Genomic DNA, 21,115 nt, shown 5'->3' on the forward strand with positions numbered 1-21,115 from the left:
GTATGTGGGTTACTTTGAATAAACTGTTCGAGCGTTTCCATTGTCTGAGAGGGTAGAGTTTGAGGCACACCCTCAGCCTACCATTTGTTCACATCCTATTTAGGCTGCCTGTAAAACCAGAGAATATTATCCCGGTCGATCAGAGCAGTGGGTGTGGGAGAAAGTAATTTGGGATATTGAGCGCGATCGTCGTGCCTAGAAGTTAGAAACTAGTGCGATCCGGCAACTCTAAAACAGTTGAGTTCCTGAAAGTTGTCATGGTTGCTCTTGTTAGAACCGACATTCCCACGTCCGTCGATACGGTTGAAAAATTAGCAGTTTGGGCAATGAGCATTTTGCAGCAATTGCACCCCGGCCAAACTGTCGTTGAAGCAACGGGTGTGGCCGAGAGAGTCGCAACAGCCGCGCCGTTTTACATCACTGCCAGCCAGCCCGCCGCGTGGCGCTTCATCAGTCGCGCCTCGCTGGAACTTACTCCCAACTGGCAAAGCTCTAGCGGTCGCATTTGGACAGACGTTCAGCCGCTTTCGTCTCAGGCAATTCCGGCTGAATACAAGGTGGCCTAATGTCAACGCTGGCGATCCCTCCGGTTCCACAGTTTGCGCTGCCGCCGCCGCCGCCGCCGAACATTCTGCCGCCTGGAGTGTCGCCAGCGAACAACATTGTTCCGTTTCAGCGTCCATCGACGGGCAGCCCAGCACCCAGCATCAATCTGGGATTGCGCCCACCCTCACCAGGAAGTCTTCTAGCTCCGGTGACATCGCGCTTCATTGATCCACCCCGACCCCGACCAGAAGATCGACCGCTCGGCGGCCCAACATCGCTAGGCCGTTTGCGCCCATCTGACCTAATTCGCTTGGCTTGCATGTTGGGAACCGGGCCATGTGCGCCCGACCAACCTGAGCCACCGTTTCAAGGCGGTCAAGCCTACACCATTTACGAATTTGCCTACGTTGCTGATTTTGTTCACCCCACAACTGGGGAGAACATGGGCACGTCAGAAGACCAGCTTGGCGCTGCTTGGGGGCCGATCGGTGGCATTAGGGCAGACGGGCAAGCGATTCTAATTAACGCGCCATTTCGCGGTGTGATGCCGCCCGTGTGGTACACCATCGGCTTTTCAAATTACTGGCAATGGACAAACGCTCGATTCGTTTGGATCAGGCCCCAAAACCCCGATGAAGACATTCCACAAAGCCCGCCGGTCTTGCAGCCGCCGACGAATACAGCACCTCCGGTAGCTCCGCCGTCACCAGTTCCAACAACAGTTCCCCCAGGGCTACCCCGTCCGATCTATCTGCCAGAGCCGGGGCGCGTTGTTCCTTTTCGGCGGCCATCCACGCCACAGCCCGATCCACCGCCGACGCAAGATCCAGAGCCGCCACCAGAGCGCGAGCGCGAGCGACCAGCAGCGCCGCCCGCACCCGACATCCCCGACCCAGAACCAGCCGCGCCCGACCCCGAAGCGCCGCCGCCCGACCCCGAAGAACCACCACCAGACGGCGATCCAGAATCACCGCCCGACCCCGAAGAACCACCGCCCGACCCTGAAGAAGAAGAACCGCCCGTCGCTGTTCCAGGGCCGTCACCCTCTCCCACACCGACCCCGACGCCGACTCCCACGCCGACGCCGGAAGTTCCGCCTATTCCAACCCCGACGCCGACGCCAACTCCCACGCCGACGCCGACCCCAACCCCAACTCCGGCTCCAACTCCAACCCCAACTCCGGCTCCAACTCCGACTCCGGCTCCAACTCCGACGCCAACTCCCACACCGGCCCCAACTCCAACTCCAACTCCGACTCCAACTCCCACACCGACCCCAACTCCAACTCCAACTCCGACTCCCACACCGGCCCCAACTCCAACTCCAACTCCGACTCCCACACCGACCCCAACTCCAACTCCACCCGACGACGACGACGAAACGCCGCCGCTGCCGCCGCCGTTTACTCCGCCGACGACTGCGCCACCATCAACCCCGCCAACGACGCAGCCGCCATCGACACCCCCGACCACCGCGCCGCCAGAAACACCGCCAAACACACAGCCGCCAGAAACACCGCCAAACACCGCGCCGCCCCAGACACCCCCGACCACGCAGCCGCCGACTGCACCCCCACCGACGCAGCCGCCAACACCGCCGCCAACCACTGCACCGCCATCGACCCCACCGACCACCGCGCCGCCGACCGTATCCCCTCCGGTCAAACCGCCGACCGAAGCGCCTCCCACAGCGCCACTCGATGACCTTGATCCAGACACTCCAACTATTCCGCGTATGCCATCCGATCAAGACCCATTCAACCCGCCCGCGTCAGCGCCGCCCGTGATTCCTGGTCGATCGCCGGGAACGCAAATTCCACCGACGCCACCCGACCCGCCTGATGCTTGCTCACCGGGTAGCTGTGGAGCGCAAATCAGCCAGCAGGCTCGAAGCAATGGCGATCAACTGCAACGACTGCAAACGTTGCTGCAAGGCGCGGATCTCGGATTGCTAGCTGTGATCAATAGCAAGTTGGACATCGTAAACGCCAAGCTAGGTCCGCAGGTTCCCGGCGGTCTATCTGGCTTCCTCAAAAAGTTTTGGAATTCGCTAAATCTAGGGCGAATTCTCAATCTTTTAACCTTCATTGCAACTTTGCACAACGCTTATATGTTGAGCAATGCATTAACGCAAACTTTGTTTAGTGCATTTGATAACGTGCTGGCAATCTTCAATCGAGAGCTAAAAGATGCTGACGATGATGAGATCGATACTTCGCAATGGGTTGGACAGCAGATCGAAGGCTTCTTCAATCGCATTTTTGGCGTTGAGCAAGTAGACAACATTCAAGCCACTTGGAAGAAATGGAATCGCATTTATCAGGCAGCATCAAACCTGATGTTTTCAATTCAATCAATCGGGCATTCCATTTTAGGAGCGCTTGAAGTTGTCGGCACTTATAACGCTTGGGTCGGTAATGCCCTGAAGCGTTTTGGTGTTGTCGCTGAGAATGCGTACCGCTGGATGAATCCGAACGTGAATTTCCAGAATCGCTACTTTACAGCACTTCAAAATGCTCAGGAAATGGCCGATTCACTTGAAGAAATCACGGGCAACGTTCGTGACATCACCGAAACCGTTTCGGAGATGCAAGAGCAGAAAGAAGAACTAGATAAGGCGATCGAAGAGGGAACACGTCCAACTGAAACGCCCGAAAACAAACAGCAAGCAGAACGGCAGACCACCGATCGGCAGGCAAGTAACACGCCGCCGATCGCACCCACCGATCAAAATCGCCCAACAACGGAGTAACCATAAATCATGCCACTACCTAACAACTTCTCTCCCTACGAACACCTGCAAAGCGTCTTGCTGCAAACCTACAACCGCATTGTCAGAGAAGAGTTTGCCGACGCAGACACAGATGACATCAACACGCCACGCAGTAGCCTTAGAACCGCTTGCTTATTGCGCGATGATGATTCAGCCATTCAATCGCTATTGCGAATGATGCTGCTGTACTTCGTGCTTCGTAAAGCGGCAGATCTACAAACTCCAATCTATGGAGTTCCCGTTCCAAGCTATCAAGAAGCGCGGCAATTTCAGCCGCAAATTCAGCTTTACTTTCAAGAAGATGCCGCTGATGTTGAACCGGGATTTTCACCTGTTACAGGCGAGATTTCTTTCCGATTGGTAAATGAAACCGCTCAATCATTATCTGAGGGAGAATTGCGATCGATTGCGAATAGAATTCGATCGAACTTTGCCAACAGCAACGGTTTTGTCTGGCGTAAAGGAAAAGTGATGGTAACTTACACCGACAGGCAGCGCGGCTATAAACTGCAACTGCTTTGTCGATCGGAGGCAGAAGCGCGGCGCGTGATTGGCAATGTGCTGGATATCCAGGGTCATACCCCTGATTGGCAATTTCTCAACGTCTCCAACAATGCGGAGCCGTCGCAGCGCTACCCGACGATCGCCCGTAGCGAAAGTGTTTTAGGGCGATCGCGGCGGATGCCACGCCAACGCCCGATCGCTGATGTGCGCTTCATTTACGCCTGCTGCCACATTCGCGGGCTACCCAATCCGGTCATCTTGATCGATCGCTCAGGCTACCACCGCCGACCGCTCGTCGAGGCTTCGTAAGATCGCAAAAAAACCTGGAACGTTATATAACGTTCCGGCGCAAAAAACCGTGATGCTGTGCGCCGCTGCAATGGGCAGACAAAGGGAGTGAGCAACCATTCAACCTTTTGGAGACAGCTTTATGGGCAGAGCACGCCCCGCATGGTACTACGAACGGCAAGCGCGAGAAGCGCAGGCACGGCAAACCTTCTTAGCCAACCGGGAACCTCCGGCCCCTGGTGGCACGATCGAATCACGCGGCGCATCGACGGATGTGTTTTATCGTTCGCTGTTGATCCGAGATGGCACGGAAGCGCGAGTTTTCAAGACGCAAGCACGGGCTGAAGCCCTAACGATCGTATCTGCGGCACAAGCCGGGCTACTGACCGCCGCGCCCGCCAACACCACGCCTCAACCGATTCGCGGCTCAGGTGTCAAGCCGACGCGAATCCATTGGTATCGAGGCGCGGCAACCCCGACACGCGAACGATCGGCGTGGAACACCTCTTGGAGCAAGTATTACCAAGAAGGGACACATGCATCGTTGCCGTTCAGCCGCGCTACCGGGGTGTTTCACGCCGCCGATCTCGTGGATGCGTTCAACGGGCTGTTTGGCGCGAGCGGGTCAGTTCGAGCACAAGCCTTGGGTGCTCAGAATGGCCGTGCTCACATCACGTTTGAACGTGCGCCGTTCTCGGCTCAAACCTGATGAGCAAGGCAGCGCTGGATGAATTCTTTGCAACTCCTGCCATTTGGGTTCCAGGAATGGACGATGGCGAATGGCAGGACGAACTCAACCGCATGTTGCAGCGATCGCAACTCACGCATCAGTTTGTGGATGGTGAATTGTCGCCCGACGATTACATGGAGGGCTTGTATGAGTTGGGCGTTGATCCACTATTAGCGGCTGATTGTTGGGAAGAGGGCTTTAGCTTTCTGCCATGAGTGAGCCACTGTTGCAGCTCGGCAGCGCGGCAAATTGGCGCAGTGTATATCAGCAGATGCACCGCGCCAATCCATCCCGCCGACGCGGTTACATTCCCATTGCGCCGATTCAAATTCCGATTCTGTTTGAAAGTCACATTTTGGCGGCTGCTGCTGAGTCTGAATTTGCCCGCGATCATTGGTGGCTAGGCTATCGGCTCAAAATGCTGATTGATGTGCCCGGATCGGACTTTCTCGATTTTGCTGCTTATGAAGTTGCGATTCCCGTCAATCGAGGAGGAACACTAATTAGACTGCCGAAACTTGCACCGCAGTTTCGATTAAGGGCTGAAGTTCCGTTTTGGCATGAGGAAATGCTGATCACAATCTACGAATATACAGGCCCATACAGTGACAGCACAGAAGCGCTAATCGAAGAGCGTACCGACCTCATTCGAGTTGACTTAGCACGTATCGAGCAACGGCTGAACTAATGGCACTTCTCAATATTGATTTCACTGGCAATTTAGCTATTGATCAAGGTTACGAATGGCGAGCAAAACTAATTTACCCCGGTGATTTTCGCCTCGGTCAATTGAGAGGGAAAATCTTCACCAGCGCTGGTGAAGATGCCGAAGAATTAGCCATGTTTCAGTTTAGGACAGGTCGATTTAATGCTGAAAAACAGCAAACGCCGATCGTTGCTTTGCTGCCAGCAATGACCACAAAAAGGCTACCGCTGACTGAAGGAAACGATCGATTTGTCTACCAGGTTGAATTGAGGATTTCCGGTCGATCGCCCGTCTTGCTAATGCGTGGATCGGTGCAAGTTTTACCTGTACTGCTGATATGAACGGAATTGAAATTCAACTATCGATCGATAATTTGATTGAAATTCCGCTCACGTTAGAGATTTCGAGCGATCGACCTGCCTCAAAAGACTTGATCGACCTCGATCAAATTCCAGACTTGCCAGCCAGCAAAATTACCAGCGGCGTAATGGAAGCGGAACGATTACCCGCGCTGGACGAAGAGGACATTCCACCCTTGGGTAAGCGAGTTGTTTTAGAAGTTGAAGCGGTTGGACAAGACTTCTTTGACTTAGAAGAAATGCCAATCGCGCCACATCTATCCGAATTGTTTGTAGGTGGCATCAAAGCCACTTACGGCAGTGAATATGTGATTGATGGATTTCGTTTGCAGTGGCGATCGCCGCTGTTGTTAGAACCGGGTGAAGAAATCGAATTGGTTTATCAATCATGAGCTTTGTACAAGCCAAACAAATCGTTAAATTTCTGTTTGCACCGATTCGTCTGAACAATCTCAGCGTCACAGGTTCATCGCAAACGGTCACAAGCCCGCTAACTGCTGCATTAGCCAGCGCTGGTGATGGTGGCGTAAGTGTGCCGTTGCAGCCAGCCGGGAATGGTGTCGGCGTTGCAGTAACTCCACCTCACAACCGCTGCAAGGTTTACGGCGCGGCCAGTGAAGATACGCTTCTCGACAATGGGTTGGAGATTCAGGCGCGGCTCACCGAATCGAACGGCGTTTACACACTGGCATTCTTCACCGTTTCGGACGCGGGCACTGAGACAGCCTACAGCTTCCCAGCTGCCACGCCGATCGATGTTGAATTCAACTACCGTTTCGACTTTTGGCGCATTCCCGCTGATGCGATCGTGGCGACAACGGTTCGATCAATGGGGAACGACCCCACCACCACTGCGGCCCGCCGATTCTCGGAACGACTGACGATCGGAACTGCGAACACAATCCCCAATCTCAGCAAAACGCCCACCAGCGCCGCTGATGTCGAGTTGATTGTGAATGGCCTCAGCTACGACAGCTTTGGCGGCAGCGGGGCATTTTTCAGCGTCAACACCGACACAAAAGCGATCGCCTGGTCAGCAGCAAATGCTGGGATTTCGATCGAGCCAAGCGATCGCGTGATTGCTCGTTACTCAACCATCGAGACTTAGTGAAATGTTGCCAGTCAAACAGCTAAGAGGGATTGCGATCGGAGCAACAGAACCGCCCAAAGTGAACGGCGCGTTGTGGCTTGAAACCGATGCAAACGGAGTGCCGTTGCAGTCTTGGGCATGGGTATGGGATGGCGCTCGCTGGCTAAGCCCTGAACAACAATGGGTTGCTAGCTTCTTTTCTCAATCAACAGAAATTGCTTTTTATGCTGGATTGACTCGAAAAGTCAGAATCAAACTTCAGCAAGCAGACGCTTTAGTTAGTGTTGCTCAAAGCAGTACAAACAACTGGCGATTCACTTTGTTTAGACGCGATCGAGTAGGAAACAGAACACAAATTACGACTTCTACAACAACGATTCAATCTAGCCCTGGATGGCATTTAGGAAGGCAATTTGCAGTAGAAACAATTGATATACCGTTTACTTCTGCCTTCCAGCGATTAGAGGTTTTAGTGAGTCCAACAGGATCGCCTGGAACCATAACAGGTTCATACACTGTTATCTATCAATTTGAAAGGTGAATCATGTCGATCGACTTCAACAAAATTCAATCAATGCTCGGCTTTGGGCTTAGCGTCTTTGCGGCAGTTTCAGGGGCGATGATGTGGTATCGCGGAAGCATTCAGAAAAGCTATGCGGCGGAACGCGATTTTCGGCATCTCAGAAACAATCAAGAGAGTCACGCGAAAGCGCTGGCAATGGTGGATGGTGAGGTAAAAGAATTGCGAGATGAAATTGCTGAGCGATTCCATCGACAAGAGACCGAACTGGTTCAAATCAAATCGCTGTTAATGGCACAATTTGCTAGAAATGGTGATTCTATTTCTGGTATCTTTGGTAGGAAAGAATGACTGCTTTTCAATCCGAGCTTTTAAAATTGTGTTGGCACAGCAGCGGCAGACTTTCTCGCAATCAAATCGTGTTAGTGCTGTTGGACGTTGTACGTCTTTTGCTAACAACTGACGTTGAGGCGGAAAAGAAGCTTGCTCAGGCTGACATCGATCAATCCATTGATGAGGCTTGTAAGAACCCTGTCAGCTAGCTCTGTCACTCATGCCGCCATCGCCCGATGTTCTCGATCGCCTTCGATCGCTGGTTGCCTTTCTCGATCGAATGGATTTGGAAGAAATCGATCTCTTTCTGGCTGAAACTCGCAGCCTGATTTCTCGCCAGAAGGAAGGGCAGCGATCGATCGAATTGCAGCGAATACCACCGCAATTTTAAGGTAAGAATTAAGCAAGACTTTTCGGGCTAGCGGTAGAATGCTGATGCTGTAAGCACTCTATACGATAGTATCTAGGTCTCCAAAACCTGATGTCGGGGGTTCGAGTCCTCCAGGGCGCGCTAGTCAAAAAAGCCTGTAACTACTTGAGTTACAGGCTTTTTGCTTTGGGCGATCGCTCCGCCTGCTTGTTGTTCGCACAGCGGTAGGACTGACGCATTGACAGCCAAAGATGAATTTCCAAAGCTCAAGTCCCTAAACGAACTCAGCCTGTCAAACGAATCCATTTGCATGGGTTTACGCTTTCAGCCGAAAATTGACACGGCTTCTGCCGCTGTCCTGCTCCAATCAGATCTAGACTATGAAAACCCTTTAGATGACTCGGATACGTCATGCCGACCTATCGATCGAAAACCTCCACGCAGGGACGCAACATGGCGGGTGCTCGTGCGCTCTGGCGGGCAACCGGAATGCACACTGAGGATTTCGAGAAGCCCATCATTGCCGTTGCCAACTCGTTCACGCAATTTGTCCCCGGTCACGTTCACCTCAAGGATTTGGGGCAGTTGGTGTGTCGTGAAATTGAAGCGGCTGGCGGGGTTGCCAAAGAATTTAATACGATCGCCGTTGATGATGGCATCGCGATGGGACATGACGGGATGCTCTACAGCCTGCCCTCGCGCGAAATCATTGCGGATGCCGTCGAGTACATGGTGAACGCCCACTGTGCCGATGCTTTAGTGTGCATCTCCAACTGTGACAAAATCACGCCAGGAATGCTGATGGCCGCTTTGCGTCTGAACATTCCCGCCGTTTTCGTCTCCGGTGGCCCGATGGAAGCGGGCAAGACCAAGCTTGCAGAACACAAACTCGACCTGGTAGACGCAATGGTGGCGGCGGCAAACGATCGCATCAGCGATGAGGTGGTCGAAGAATATGAGCGTTCTGCCTGTCCGACCTGCGGTTCTTGCTCTGGCATGTTCACCGCCAACTCGATGAACTGTCTGACCGAGGCGATCGGACTCTCTTTACCCGGCAACGGCACCGTGCTGGCGACCCACTTCGATCGCAAAGACCTGTTTCTCAACGCTGCCCGCACCATTGTCAGCATCACCCGCCGCTACTACGAGCAGGACGATGAGTCTGTCCTGCCCCGCTCGATCGCCAGCTTCCAAGCGTTTGAGAATGCGATGATGCTCGACATTGCGATGGGCGGCTCGACCAACACGATTTTGCACCTGCTGGCCGCTGCCCAAGAAGCCGAAGTGAACTTCACCTTGAGCGACATCGATCGGCTTTCGCGGCGAGTACCACAACTGTGCAAGGTCGCCCCGAACACGCCCAACTATCACATTGAGGATGTCCACCGGGCGGGCGGCATCCCCAGCATCTTGGGTGAACTCGATCGCGCTGGCCTGCTGCACACGGACGTGCCAACAGTTCACAGCCAAACATTGAAAGAAGCGATCGATCAGTGGGATATCACGCAGACGGATGACGAAGCCGTTCACACCTTCTTCAAAGCGGGACCTGCGGGCATTCCCACGCAGCAGGCGTTCAGTCAATCAACGCGGTGGGACTCGCTTGACCTCGATCGCGAAAACGGTTGCATCCGCCGCATCGAACACGCCTACAGCACTCAGGGCGGACTGGCCGTCCTCTATGGCAACTTGGCGGAGCGCGGCTGCATTGTCAAGACGGCAGGCGTAGACGACAGCATTCTGGTATTTGAAGGCAAAGCCCGCATTTACGAAAGTCAAGATGCTGCTGTCAAAGGCATCCTCAACGATGAAGTGGCAGCGGGCGATGTGGTGATCATTCGCTATGAGGGACCGCGCGGCGGGCCGGGAATGCAGGAAATGCTCTACCCGACGAGCTACTTGAAATCGAAGGGGTTGGGCAAGCTCTGTGCCTTACTAACCGATGGTCGCTTTTCTGGCGGCACGTCGGGACTGTCGATCGGGCATGTCTCACCCGAAGCAGCGGCAGGCGGCAACATTGCGCTGGTGGAGGATGGCGATCGCATCTCGATCGACATCCCCAACCGCCGCATCGATGTGAATCTCTCGGCGGAGGAGTTAGCCAGTCGTCGGGCTGCGATGGAAGCGAAAGGCAAAGCGGCTTGGAAGCCTGCCGAGGCTCGGCAGCGACGGGTAAGCGCGGCGCTTAAGGCGTATGCGCTGCTGGCAACCAGTGCCGATCAAGGCGCAGTTCGCAACCTAGATATGCTTCAGTAGCCCACACAGACTCGCTCAGAAGCTTGTCAGCGGCGATCGCTAGGTTCAAAGCCGCAACCTTCTCGCTGCTTCAAACGGAGCAGTAGAGCTAAACGCGCTCGAGCGGATGTTGGGTGCTGTAGTCGTGCAACGTGCGATCGAATATTGATGGCGCAATCGGACGCTGCACAGAGATTTCGATCGAAATTCAGGGACACAATACATCGCTGTGTATCGTGCATGTGCAGTGTCAGACAGAGGCCGATCGATCGGCTCAGCAAATTCGCGCTGACCTCGCACAAGCAACTCAAACTCGTCTATCGCAAGAATTGAATGCAACGCCGCTTGTGGATGTCATTGTGTTAGAAGCACCTGGTATTTCATCATTCTGATGCAACCTTTCGATCGACCTGAAACGCAACTACTAGTATCCTCAGACAGAAGTTAATTTTGTGCACTTTTTGTAAATTTCAAGTGTGATTTACAGCAGTTGTGCAATGAATGCAGAGCTATCAGCCCTTGTAGAAAAAATGCAGGCCATGCTGAATGGCTTCATCGTCTTACTGCCAAATTTGGTGTTGGCATTAATCGTCTTTGCGATCTTTTTTTTCGCAGCCAGAGCCATTAAAAGAGTCGTCAAAAGATTAACACGCGATCGCCGCCAAGCTCGCAATTTAGGATTGGTGCTGGGACGATTAGCGCAAGGCATCACGATTTTAGTCGGCTTGTTTATTTCCCTGTCGATCGTGATTCCATCACTCAAAGCCAATGATCTAGTACAGCTACTTGGCATTAGCGGTGTGGCGATCGGGTTTGCCTTTCGAGATATTCTGCAAAACTTTCTAGCAGGTATTTTGATTCTGCTGACTGAACCCTTTCAAATTAACGATCAAATCATCTTCAAAAACTTTGAGGGAACAGTCGAGAATATTGAAACTCGCGCTACAACCATTAGAACCTATGATGGTCGTCGCATTGTCATTCCCAATTCCGAATTATTCACCAATTCTGTCACGGTCAATACGGCCTTTGAGCATCGTCGGTTGGAGTACGATATCGGCATTGGTTATGGCGATGATATTGATGAAGCAAAGCAACTGATTTTAGCAGCAATGTATGAGACAGAAGGCGTACTGCGAGAGCCTGCACCGGATGCGATCGTCGTCGATCTTGCAGCAAGCTCGGTGAACATTCGTGCCCGCTGGTGGGTGAAACCGCCTCGTCGTGCGGATGAACTTGGTTTACGAGACCAAGTGTTAACCGCAATTAAGAAAAAGCTAGTTGCTAATGGAATTGATCTACCCTTTCCCACACAGCAAATCCTCTTCCATGATCAAACTGAAGAAACCGCTGGCGATCGCACTCGCCAGCGCGAAGGCTGGCCTGCGGGTAGGGAAGTTCCGAAGCCGCGCAGCATCAGTGACTCACTGCGAAAACTAGCAGAAATGCGTACTCAGCAAGATGGAAATGGTCGAGCAATGAACGACAAATGAAAAATACAAAGTTAGCTAAATATTGGGATGCTTTGCGATCGAGCTATTGGTTTTTGCCGACCTTGATTGCTGGAGTTGACTTTGCGCTGGCATTAGGACTGTTAGAAATCGATCGATCCGGCAAAGCACCGGGATGGTGGTGGCTCTACACGGGAGGGCCAGATGGAGCCAGATCAATGCTGTCTACTATTGCTAGCTCAATGGCAACAGTGGCAGGAACAGCATTTTCAATTACGATCGTTGCCCTGCAACTAGCGGCTTCTAATTTTGGACCGCGCCTGCTGCGAAACTTTATGCAGGACATCGGTAATCAAGTGGTTTTAGGAACATTTATTGGAACGTTTCTTTACTGCTTGCTGGTGCTGCGTAATATTCGCAGTGAAGACTTCAATCAGTTCGTACCGCAGCTTTCGGTCACGATCGGTATTGGATTAGCGATCGTGAGCGTTTTGGTGTTAATTTACTTTATTCATCACGCTTCAACGATTATTCAAGCTGCTCATGTGATTGAGGGGGCAAGCCAAGAGTTCGATCGCGCCATCGATCGCTTATTTCCCGAACAGATTGGACAACGGGCGCAGCACGATCAAAAACCAATTAAAGGAATTCCGAATGATTTTGAGGCGCGATCAACTTCAGCTTTCTCACTGCATAAGGGCTATTTACAGGCGATCGACGACGATGAATTAATGCAAATTGCGTGTCAAGCAGATGTGCTGCTCTGGCTCAAAACTCAACCGGGAAGATATTTGATTGAGGGTAGTCCGATCGCCTTAATTTACCCGAAAGAACATTACTCTCCTGCGCTCACTAAGAGAATCAATCAAGCCTTAATTTTTGGCAAAGAGCGCACCGAGCAACAGGATATTGCCTTTCCGATTGAACAACTGGTTGAAATTGCGCTGCGGGCTATCTCTCCAGCGGTTAACGATCCGTTCACGGCCATTCGCTGCATCGATCGATTGGGTGCAGGCTTTAGTCAACTGGTGCAGCGCGATTGGCCTTCACCCTATCGCTACGACAAACTTCACCAGTTGCGAGTGATCGCGGAACCCATCAAGCTGGAATCTTTGTTTGATCGCGCCTTTAGCCCAATTCGCCAATATGCTCAGTCTGATTCGGCAGTCACGCTGCATTTGTTAGACGCGATCGCCCTGATTGCTCTGCATACCAAAACGCCAAACCAAAAGCGAATTTTGCGTCATCACGCTGCGATGATTTGGCGCGGCAGTCAGCAGGGTTTATCGGAGGAGTGCGATCGCGCTGATGTCGAGCAACGCTATCAGCAGGTGTTACAAATACTGAATTCTGAAAATTCTTTTATCTCAGAATTCAGACAGCCTTAGAGCGATAAAATATTTCGCGTTTTCAACATTATTGAGTTGCTGGCTTTACATCATCTATTCTACAGTGGAAACTGATATATCTAAGGATTTCTCCATTGATCTAAAATGTCATGTACGACAGCTTCTTCCAGCCATGTTTGAGCAATAACCAAAATTGGCAACCCTAGCAGCAATCCCAAGAAACCAAAGAAAGTTCCGAAAGCAGTTAACAAAGCCAGCGTTGTTGCGGGCAGTAGATTAACTTGCCGTTTCATGATAATTGGTGTGACAAAATTTCCTTCTACTTGTTGAATTACAAAGTACAGCAGAAGAACAGCTACTGCTTTCCAAGGCTCATCGAGCAATGCCAATAATATTGGAGGAATGGCGCTTGCGATCGCGCCAATATAAGGAATGAAAGCTGATAATCCCGCTAGTAAGCCGTTCACAACTGGAAGCGGAATGTGCAATATCAGTAGCCCTACTGTAGATGTAAATCCAACAAAAAGCATACTCAGTATGATGCCTGCAACATAGTTAACTAATTTCGCCTCGCACTTCGACAAAACTTCATCTGCACGCTGACGATAGAAAGCGGGAAAAATGTTGACTAAGCTGCATCGATATTGCTGTGGATTCGCCAGCAACATCAGCGTTAGTACAACAACAAGTAATGTATTCAAAATCAAAGCAAGTGAATTTGAGAAGAAAAGATAGATATGTGCAATCACCCAATTCAAAGCAGTTTGCAACTGTCGTGTGAAGCTAGTTAGACTGGGAAGATTTGTCATCATTCCGTCTTGCATTCTCGACTGAAGTTCAAAACTCCACACCTGGATTTGATTCACCGAAATCGTCACTAGTTCTAGAAGCTGATCAAATTGATTGACTAAGCGAATCGAGATAAGTGCTGCAATCATTCCCAACAAACTAAGAACGATCGCGACTGTTAGTAGAACTGCGTATTTGCGCTTGACATGCGATCGCCTAAACCGCCTCACCAAGCAATTTAAGGCAGTAGCAATCACAACAGCGGCTAGAAAGAGCAGCACGATCGTCCGAATTCGCCACAGAATGTAAATTGAGAGAATAATTGTTAATAGACCTAACCATCGTCCGAGTGTCAAAGCTTTACCTCTCCTATTGAAAGCGCGATCGCTCCTACCTAACTTTCTAGAATTTTATCAGTATCAATTCACTATGAACGCGAGCAAAATTATAGGTTGGGTTTTGTAGTATCACGCTAATTAATTTTGAGTTTCACCTCATTTAATCCAACCTATAACTCTAGACATCTTCTGAAAGAATTGATATTAATTCTAAAGGGCGCTATGTTAATCTGAAAACCAAAAACCCCTAGTCACAGCCAGAAGCCAATGATGCGAAGAATTTTCTCTACTCTGGATTCAAAGTGCTTCCTACAACGGCTTTCAAAACTGTAATTTTCTTCACATTTTTTGGCTTCATAACACTTTAAAACTTCTCTAGATTTAATAGGGGAATTGTAGTAGTTCATGGTGATTGCTGAGGTGCGATCGATTGCAGTTCACATCTTGACTTGCAGCGTGAACACAGTTAATTCAGGTGAGCAGTTGAAGCGAATGGGTAAATGGCTAAAACCAATACCGCGATTGATATAGAGGCGGTTTCCTGCATTTCCATAGCCCAGAATCCAACCGGACACCCGCACTGCATCGCCTCTAATTTGGGAAAGCCATGACCAGCTAGGTTTATCCTCTACAAGCGTCATCCATGACCATTTCGGCAAAAAAGGAATCCGAATTTGGCCGCCGTGAGTATGCCCTGCAACTGCAATCGGAGCTGTGCCTGAGGGAAGTTCAGCAAAAGAAGCGGGATTGTGCATTAGAACAAAGCGGGCAGCATCAGCAGGAACTTGAGCGATCGCTTTTGATGGCTGAGATTGCTTAGGAAGATAGGCTCCAATCCCGACCAAATAAAGTTTTTCATCCTCAGAAGTTCGATCGGCATTCGGAAGGACGATCGCTTCATTTTGCAATACTCGAATCCCGGTTGACTCTAATGCTTGCCGAATTTGATTGGCTCTGTGCTGCCCTGCTGCATCTGCTTGGGTGAGCGTTTTCACGCCATAGTCATGATTGCCCAAAACGGCGTAGGTCGGAATTTGAGCAGCAGCCAGCGGGCGAATCAGTTCAATCACGCGATCGAGTTCTGGCGTTAAGTTTTCTCCTGGTTTGTAAACAAAATCACCTGCAATCAGCGCAGCGGCAGGACGATCTGTAATGATTCGATCGATCGCCCGTTCAACGGTGCTGTCATTTGCCATCCACATTCCAATTTGAAAGTCTGAAACAACCGCTATTTGCTTTCCTTGCCAAGATTGAGGTAGCGATGGAACTTCGGCAGCAATCGTGCTTCGATCGAGAACATAAGGTTCCATAAAGCTCCAAGTCAGCAGCACTAACAAGCAACCTGCTAGACTTAACAACAAGTATCTAATTCGTTTCCAAAAATGTTTATTCATTGTTGTTAATTCTTAAAAACTGGGTTCATCTTTTAACTCTTTAGTATCAGAAGCAACGTGGAAGTGCTAAATGAATAAGAATCAGCAACAGAAAAGTTACTGTACTAAACTCCGGCAAGATCTTTAGTTGGGTTCGATCGCTTCTCACAAGCATCGACCCTTACTCGCCAGCACTCAGTTGTCTTAAAGAAATTTGCTTGCAGAGGCTCTCAATCGCTAAAGTAAGCGATCGAATTAGCTCCGAGTCTTCTTGATAGTTTGCAGGAGCAAGATTCATGACGCGCTGGCTTTCTGTCACCTCAATTTGCTCACTCCATTTTGCTGCGGTGTCTCCTTTGTACACCCCAATCGCAATGCCTCCGCCGTCATTCAACACCGAAAAACAAGGAACATCCGATGCTCCATCGCCCACATAAATCATTTGAGACAGTGGAATATGAAGTTGATCTTCTGCTGCGTCACGATAGGCAAACGATCGCCCGTCTCCATCTACCTGGTCTTGTCCGCTTGCGATATGCATCAAATAGCGGGTTTTTTCAGTGTGACTAATGCTGCGTTTGAGAAATTCAATTGCACCCTGATCGGAATAATGAAATTCACATCCCCAAATTTGAGTAAAGTAGGGCGCAATGCAGGTATTGCGAACGACTTCCGCAAATCCGCCTGTAATAATGTAAAACTCTAGTTCGACCGCTGAATTAAGCTCTTGTACTCGTTGCCGCAAGCAATCAAACATTTCAGTTACCCCATCAAACGGCGTGAGATCTTGTCCAAATCGAATGAGGTAATCTCTCGTGATTTTCTCTTGACGCTGCTTCGATTCCTGAAGCAAACAATAGAATCTGGCTGCAACAGGATCCCATCCAGCGGCCTTCAGCGGATCATATCGCTGCTGGCGAAACTCGTTAACATCCAATTCTAATCGCTTGATGAGTTCATCAAAGGTATCGGGCGCTAGGGTGTCATCGAAGTCAAATACGATCGCAATCCGAGGGCAAACAGGCTTTGTTGCTTGAGGCTTTTTGAAGTTGTCTTCTGTCAGTTCTGCCATGATTTCACCTCCTACTAATTTCTCAACGTTTGAAAGTAGCGATCGGATTGATACTTCAGTCAGGCATCAGTAATTTTCTTTACAGCGAGTTAGCTTCCAGAACCACTCAGAATTCCCAGCAGTCGCAGTAGGTAGACAGCAAACCCTACAAAAAATCAGCCTGTCAGCATTGTTTCCCAAAAAAATAAACCCAGATGGACGTAATTTAGAAGATAGCATTCGACGATTGAAGAAGAGCGTTAACCCAGCGACGATCGAAATATGAGTTGCTTCGATCGCGCCTGCCGTCTGCCATAACGCGATAGGTTGACCAAGTAACAGATAAACCGCGATCGGTAAAATTGCGAACAAAACAGCAATGTAAGGGAAGGTGGAGTGTTATTGCATCAAACAACTCCCTTCCCTTGTTTCACACCGACTTACAGTCCGTCATCTGGAATTGCAGAAGGATAAACGTTTTCCGCAATCAGAACAGGTTTATTAGTATATTCCGCTTCTAGCTGTTGCTGAATTCCTGCTTCCCAACTGAAGCCATATTCGCGCTCCAACTCGGCAACCACAAACGGACGCAAAACTCCTGTCACTGCAACGGTTTCTCCTTCTTCAATCGCAGGTTGATCGGCGGCTGGCCTTGTCCTTAGGACTAGCAAATCCTGTCCGCCAAACAGTTGCTCTTCGTCCAGAGTAAAGGTATTTGCACCCTCAAGTTCTTCGATTTCGCCTGTGACTGCAAGCGGTTTGCCATAGTACTGTTGAGGATTGCTGGTCAACTCACCGGGTTTTGGAGCAACAGCGATCGATTGGGCGATGAGCGCAGGTTGATTCTCATAATCCACGTAGGCATCTGCTTCTAAATCCAAATCGAACTCACGTTCAACATCTGCATAGACGAAATTGCGAACTTCACCTGTGACCTGAACATCCGTTCCGTCTTCTGGCAAAACAATCGGTTGGCCTGTTGCATTGACCACCAAAATTGGCTCGCTGCCGAAGAACTGCTGATCCGAAACGGTGAAGGTACTCGTACCAACCTTTTCGATCGGTTTGCTCCTGATGGTCACAACTTGACCAATGTACCGATTTGTATTTTCAGCAACCTCTTCAGTCGTAACATTGCTTTCTTCTGGCGCAGCAGCTTGAGGCTCAGGAGTTTGACATCCTGATAGCAAAGCTGTCACCAATGCCAATCCGATTGTGCTGCGAACTGCCCATTTCTTGGACAAAGAATTTTCAAGTTTTTTAGATTTCTCAAATTTCATTCTGTAAACCTCCTAGACAGTTGAATTGTGAACGTAAGCGATCAGTCAGCGTTAACTTCTGAGTCGAATAGTCTGCAAATAATCTGCAAACAGAGTAACCAGCAGGTGAAGCATTTTCACCATGACGATCGAACCAAAAAGCAAAAATGCACGGTTAAAAACGAGAGGTTTGCGGGGAGTTGCGATCGCGCAATTGCTGCTCGTAGGAACGGAACCTGAGATCATTTTGCTGATAGAAGTAAGGTTCCTGCTGATAGCTGTATCCAACACCCAGCAGGGGTTGAGTTACTGCCGCGCTAGAAATCGAAGGGCGGTAGATCGATCGCACTCGCTCTTCATAATCGTTGTCGATTTTTAGATCGTCATTGAACTCTGGCAAGTTTTCGACTTGATCTTTAGTCAGTCCAGCAACATAAAGCCGCTCTTTGTCGTAGTTGAGCCGCGCCAAACCAACCGGAAGCAAAACCTTTTTGCCAAATACCCAAAAGCCTGTGTCAACGATGAAGTAGCGGAAGGAACCATCTGTTTCATCAACCAGCACACTCGTCACCGAGCCAACTTTGTCTTGCTCATTATCATCAGAATCGTTTGCGTACACAGAGAAGTTTGTGATGTCATGTCCATCAAACAGGTCTTTACTGTGATTGGGATAGCAATCACTCAATTTCATCAGTACCACATCGAGTCCTCCAACATCTAATGAGTTCACAATAGAAAAGCGAGGTGGAGAACTGGTGGTGAATCTGGCGATCGAGTGGAAATCTATCGAGGGAAATACAGCTTATTGAGGATCTGGTATGTCCGAACTGACCACCTCTACTGACCTTGGAGATAAATGCAGCATCTTCCAGGTTAATGAGGTAGAACTAAAACTTCAACTACTCGTACTCTAGAAGCAATTTAAGACATCGCTTCGATGAGCAGTAGAACCGACAATTTGCACGACTTTACTAATCAGAGCTTAGGAAACTTCAAGTTTGATTAGGGCTGCAACCAAATCCTCTGCCTACTCTGTTGAGTTCTCAATTTGGCTTGAGTACCAAACCAATTCAATGAATCAATAGATCAGAACGAAGACAATAAAGCAAGACAGGTAGAATTAAAGGAGATTCGATCGCTTCCGCTTATGATTTCCCTGTCTCCTGAACTGCAAGCCCGCCTCGCAACGCCGCTCAAAATCGGTCATTTTGAGGTGAATAGTCGTGTGTTACAGTCGCCCCTTTCCGGTGTGACTGATCTTGTGTTTCGGCGGTTGGTGCGTCGCTATGCGCCCGACTCGATGATGTACACCGAAATGGTCAATGCGACTGGACTGCACTATGTCAAGCAGTTGCCGAAGATTATGGAAGTCGATCCCACCGAGCGACCGATTAGCATTCAGCTTTTTGACTGTCGCCCGGACTTTTTGGCAGAAGCCGCACAGATGGCTGTTGACGAAGGAGCCGACACGATCGACATCAACATGGGCTGTCCGGTGAACAAAATTACGAAGAATGGCGGCGGATCGTCGCTGTTGCGATCGCCCGAACTGGCAGCGGACATTGTGCGATCGGTCGTTGCTGCCGTCAACGTTCCCGTTACCGTCAAAACCCGGATCGGCTGGTCAGACAAAGAAATCAACGCCGTCGAATTCGCGCAGCGCATGGAAGAAGCCGGAGCGCAAATGCTGACGCTGCACGGACGCACTCGCGCCCAAGGTTATAACGGCTCTGCCCGCTGGGAGTGGATCGCTAAAGTGAAAGAAGTCCTGTCAATTCCCGTGATTGCAAACGGCGATATTTTCTCGGTTGAAGCCGCTGTGCGCTGTTTGGAAGAAACCAAAGCGGATGGTGTCATGTGTTCTCGCGGCACATTGGGCTATCCGTTCCTGGTTGGTGAGGTCGATCATTTCCTCAAAACTGGAGAACTCAGAGAACCCCCAACGCCGATCGAACGACTCCAGTGCGCCCGCGAACATCTGCAAATGCTGTGGGAATACAAAGGCGATCGCGGCATCCGGCAAGCCCGCAAGCACATGACCTGGTATGCCAAAGGCTTTATGGGCGCGGCAGATTTGCGCGGTCAGCTTAGTGTTGTGGAAACGCTCGATCAGGGATTGGACATTCTCGATCGCGCGATCGCCCTGCTGCAAGAATACGGCAGTCAGACGGTTGAAGAATCGATCGCGCCTGCTCTCGTCAGCACTCACTAAAGCGATTAGCCCGCAGTAAAGTTGGTTCGACCGTGATCGATGCCGCTACCGCTCACGGCACAGGAAACCGCTCGCAGCCCGCCGCCGCTGATGTTGACCTGGCAAGTTCCCGATGCGGGCAAGGTGTGAAAGTTAATTTCGGAGGATTGGAAGCGATCAACTTGAATTTGAGCAATTCCTTCAAAGTTGCTGCGGATTGTGCCGTAGTAGGTGACGTTGAATCCGCCCGACAAAATGTTGACCGTTCCCGACCTGCTGTTGTCGAGCGTTCCGAGTCGGACGCTGCCCGTGCCTCGGCCAGAAAAGCGAGCATTTTCAATTCGTCCGCTGCTCTGGAAGTTTTGGCCGGGAGATTCTGGCTGGGGAGGAGTGCCGCCGCTGGTCGTGGGAATCAAAAAGGGTGCATACACCCAGCCCTCGCCGCCACGCTCACCGACCACAAATGCCCAGTCGCCGCTGCGTCTGATGACTTCCACTAGATCGCCTTCCTGCAAAACGTAGGTGATGCCGAAGTTTGTGCCGGGACCCGATCGCACGTTGAGCGCTTCCACATCGACTCGCGCCAGTTCTGCCAGAGCAGCGGATACGCCAATCACAACGGAAAAACTTGCCGTCAGCAACCCAAGAATCAAATATTTGAATTTCATTTGCTTGTTGAGATTACTCTGAGGAATGTATCGAAATTCACAACGTAAGCTTACATAATTCTCTGATCGAGCGCAAATTGGTAGAGATGTAGAAGTAATGATTCAGGGTTGTAAACTCGCATTGTAGTGGTGGATGAAGTACCAAATTGCTCCAATATGGTTAGCAAGCTTCTTTGAGAACGAGAGTGTCTT

General features: G+C 50.4%; 24 protein-coding genes and 1 pseudogene. 18 read left to right on the forward strand and 7 right to left on the reverse strand.

The annotated features are described in order from the left end of the window. The first annotated feature begins 257 nt into the window (after positions 1–257). From H6F67_RS10085 to H6F67_RS10165, 17 genes are all read left to right on the forward strand, one after another. Positions 258–566, forward strand: coding sequence for a glucose-6-phosphate dehydrogenase (locus H6F67_RS10085; protein ID WP_190765915.1), 309 nt, complete (start codon positions 258–260; stop codon positions 564–566). Beyond that, the gene (locus H6F67_RS28095) at positions 566–3,298 is read left to right on the forward strand and encodes a hypothetical protein (RefSeq protein WP_277874575.1); all 2,733 of its coding nucleotides are present in this window, start codon (positions 566–568) and stop codon (positions 3,296–3,298) included. The genes H6F67_RS10085 and H6F67_RS28095 overlap by 1 nt, the downstream gene beginning before the upstream one ends. Before the next feature lie 9 nt (positions 3,299–3,307). Beyond that, positions 3,308–4,132 carry a hypothetical protein gene (locus tag H6F67_RS10095; protein WP_190765917.1) on the forward strand — a complete coding sequence of 275 codons (825 nt, stop codon included), beginning with the start codon at positions 3,308–3,310 and terminating at the stop codon, positions 4,130–4,132. 121 nt (positions 4,133–4,253) lie between these two features. Then, positions 4,254–4,820: a hypothetical protein gene (locus tag H6F67_RS10100; protein WP_190765919.1), complete on the forward strand. Its 567-nt coding sequence runs from the start codon at positions 4,254–4,256 to the stop codon at positions 4,818–4,820. After that, on the forward strand, positions 4,820–5,056 hold the full coding sequence (locus tag H6F67_RS10105) for a hypothetical protein (protein WP_190765920.1): 237 nt from the start codon (positions 4,820–4,822) through the stop codon (positions 5,054–5,056). Before H6F67_RS10100 ends, H6F67_RS10105 begins: the two co-directional genes overlap by 1 nt. Next, positions 5,053–5,529, forward strand: a complete 477-nt coding sequence (locus H6F67_RS10110; RefSeq protein ID WP_190765922.1) for a hypothetical protein — start codon at positions 5,053–5,055, stop codon at positions 5,527–5,529. Before H6F67_RS10105 ends, H6F67_RS10110 begins: the two co-directional genes overlap by 4 nt. Continuing rightward, complete coding sequence (locus H6F67_RS10115; RefSeq protein ID WP_190765925.1) at positions 5,529–5,888, forward strand: hypothetical protein; 360 nt, start codon at positions 5,529–5,531, stop codon at positions 5,886–5,888. Before H6F67_RS10110 ends, H6F67_RS10115 begins: the two co-directional genes overlap by 1 nt. Beyond that, positions 5,885–6,298 carry a hypothetical protein gene (locus tag H6F67_RS10120; protein WP_190765927.1) on the forward strand — a complete coding sequence of 138 codons (414 nt, stop codon included), beginning with the start codon at positions 5,885–5,887 and terminating at the stop codon, positions 6,296–6,298. Before H6F67_RS10115 ends, H6F67_RS10120 begins: the two co-directional genes overlap by 4 nt. After that, the gene (locus tag H6F67_RS10125) at positions 6,295–7,014 is read left to right on the forward strand and encodes a hypothetical protein (RefSeq protein ID WP_190765929.1); all 720 of its coding nucleotides are present in this window, start codon (positions 6,295–6,297) and stop codon (positions 7,012–7,014) included. The genes H6F67_RS10120 and H6F67_RS10125 overlap by 4 nt, the downstream gene beginning before the upstream one ends. A 4-nt stretch (positions 7,015–7,018) precedes the next feature. Next, a complete protein-coding gene (locus tag H6F67_RS10130) occupies positions 7,019–7,537 on the forward strand; it encodes a hypothetical protein (protein WP_190765931.1) in 519 nt (172 codons plus the stop codon). Positions 7,538–7,540: 3 nt separating this feature from the next. Beyond that, positions 7,541–7,867 (forward strand): hypothetical protein, encoded by a 327-nt coding sequence (locus H6F67_RS10135; RefSeq protein ID WP_190765933.1) that lies wholly within the window; start codon positions 7,541–7,543, stop codon positions 7,865–7,867. Next, on the forward strand, positions 7,864–8,058 hold the full coding sequence (locus H6F67_RS10140; protein ID WP_190765935.1) for a hypothetical protein: 195 nt from the start codon (positions 7,864–7,866) through the stop codon (positions 8,056–8,058). The genes H6F67_RS10135 and H6F67_RS10140 overlap by 4 nt, the downstream gene beginning before the upstream one ends. 11 nt (positions 8,059–8,069) lie before the next feature. Continuing rightward, positions 8,070–8,240, forward strand: a complete 171-nt coding sequence (locus H6F67_RS10145) for a hypothetical protein (RefSeq protein ID WP_190765937.1) — start codon at positions 8,070–8,072, stop codon at positions 8,238–8,240. A gap of 390 nt (positions 8,241–8,630) precedes the next feature. Beyond that, on the forward strand, positions 8,631–10,475 hold the full coding sequence (gene ilvD, locus H6F67_RS10150; RefSeq protein WP_190765939.1) for a dihydroxy-acid dehydratase: 1,845 nt from the start codon (positions 8,631–8,633) through the stop codon (positions 10,473–10,475). A gap of 131 nt (positions 10,476–10,606) precedes the next feature. Next, positions 10,607–10,846, forward strand: coding sequence for a hypothetical protein (locus H6F67_RS10155; RefSeq protein WP_190765941.1), 240 nt, complete (start codon positions 10,607–10,609; stop codon positions 10,844–10,846). A gap of 105 nt (positions 10,847–10,951) precedes the next feature. Further along, positions 10,952–11,947: a mechanosensitive ion channel family protein gene (locus H6F67_RS10160; RefSeq protein WP_190765943.1), complete on the forward strand. Its 996-nt coding sequence runs from the start codon at positions 10,952–10,954 to the stop codon at positions 11,945–11,947. Beyond that, positions 11,944–13,293 (forward strand): DUF2254 domain-containing protein, encoded by a 1,350-nt coding sequence (locus tag H6F67_RS10165; RefSeq protein WP_190765945.1) that lies wholly within the window; start codon positions 11,944–11,946, stop codon positions 13,291–13,293. The genes H6F67_RS10160 and H6F67_RS10165 overlap by 4 nt, the downstream gene beginning before the upstream one ends. Positions 13,294–13,373: 80 nt before the next feature. Here the strand turns inward: H6F67_RS10165 and H6F67_RS10170 are convergent, their stop codons facing one another. The 5 genes from H6F67_RS10170 to H6F67_RS10190 form a co-directional block, all read right to left on the reverse strand. Continuing rightward, positions 13,374–14,399: an AI-2E family transporter gene (locus H6F67_RS10170; RefSeq protein WP_190765947.1), complete on the reverse strand. Its 1,026-nt coding sequence runs from the start codon at positions 14,397–14,399 to the stop codon at positions 13,374–13,376. Positions 14,400–14,818: 419 nt separating this feature from the next. After that, positions 14,819–15,691 carry a metallophosphoesterase gene (locus tag H6F67_RS10175; RefSeq protein ID WP_242020584.1) on the reverse strand — a complete coding sequence of 291 codons (873 nt, stop codon included), beginning with the start codon at positions 15,689–15,691 and terminating at the stop codon, positions 14,819–14,821. Between the two features lie 244 nt (positions 15,692–15,935). Beyond that, positions 15,936–16,826 carry a haloacid dehalogenase-like hydrolase gene (locus H6F67_RS10180; protein ID WP_190765951.1) on the reverse strand — a complete coding sequence of 297 codons (891 nt, stop codon included), beginning with the start codon at positions 16,824–16,826 and terminating at the stop codon, positions 15,936–15,938. 419 nt (positions 16,827–17,245) lie between these two features. Then, positions 17,246–18,085, reverse strand: a complete 840-nt coding sequence (locus tag H6F67_RS10185) for a hypothetical protein (RefSeq protein ID WP_190765952.1) — start codon at positions 18,083–18,085, stop codon at positions 17,246–17,248. A 154-nt stretch (positions 18,086–18,239) separates the two neighbouring features. After that, positions 18,240–18,755 (reverse strand): PRC-barrel domain-containing protein, encoded by a 516-nt coding sequence (locus H6F67_RS10190; protein WP_206753904.1) that lies wholly within the window; start codon positions 18,753–18,755, stop codon positions 18,240–18,242. A 456-nt stretch (positions 18,756–19,211) separates the two neighbouring features. On the opposite strand from H6F67_RS10190, the gene dusB reads away from it, so the two are divergent. Beyond that, positions 19,212–20,276: a tRNA dihydrouridine synthase DusB gene (dusB, locus tag H6F67_RS10195; protein WP_190765956.1), complete on the forward strand. Its 1,065-nt coding sequence runs from the start codon at positions 19,212–19,214 to the stop codon at positions 20,274–20,276. A 5-nt stretch (positions 20,277–20,281) separates the two neighbouring features. On the opposite strand, the gene H6F67_RS10200 is transcribed toward dusB, so the two are convergent. Together H6F67_RS10200 and H6F67_RS10205 are read right to left on the reverse strand one after the other, a co-directional pair. Next, on the reverse strand, positions 20,282–20,923 hold the full coding sequence (locus H6F67_RS10200; RefSeq protein WP_190765958.1) for an SH3 domain-containing protein: 642 nt from the start codon (positions 20,921–20,923) through the stop codon (positions 20,282–20,284). A gap of 102 nt (positions 20,924–21,025) precedes the next feature. Then, a pseudogene (locus H6F67_RS10205) lies at positions 21,026–21,115 on the reverse strand (IS1 family transposase); the annotation flags it as partial.

This window comes from Microcoleus sp. FACHB-1515 (genome assembly GCF_014696105.1).
Classification (GTDB): Bacteria; Cyanobacteriota; Cyanobacteriia; order Elainellales; family Elainellaceae; genus JAAUTJ01.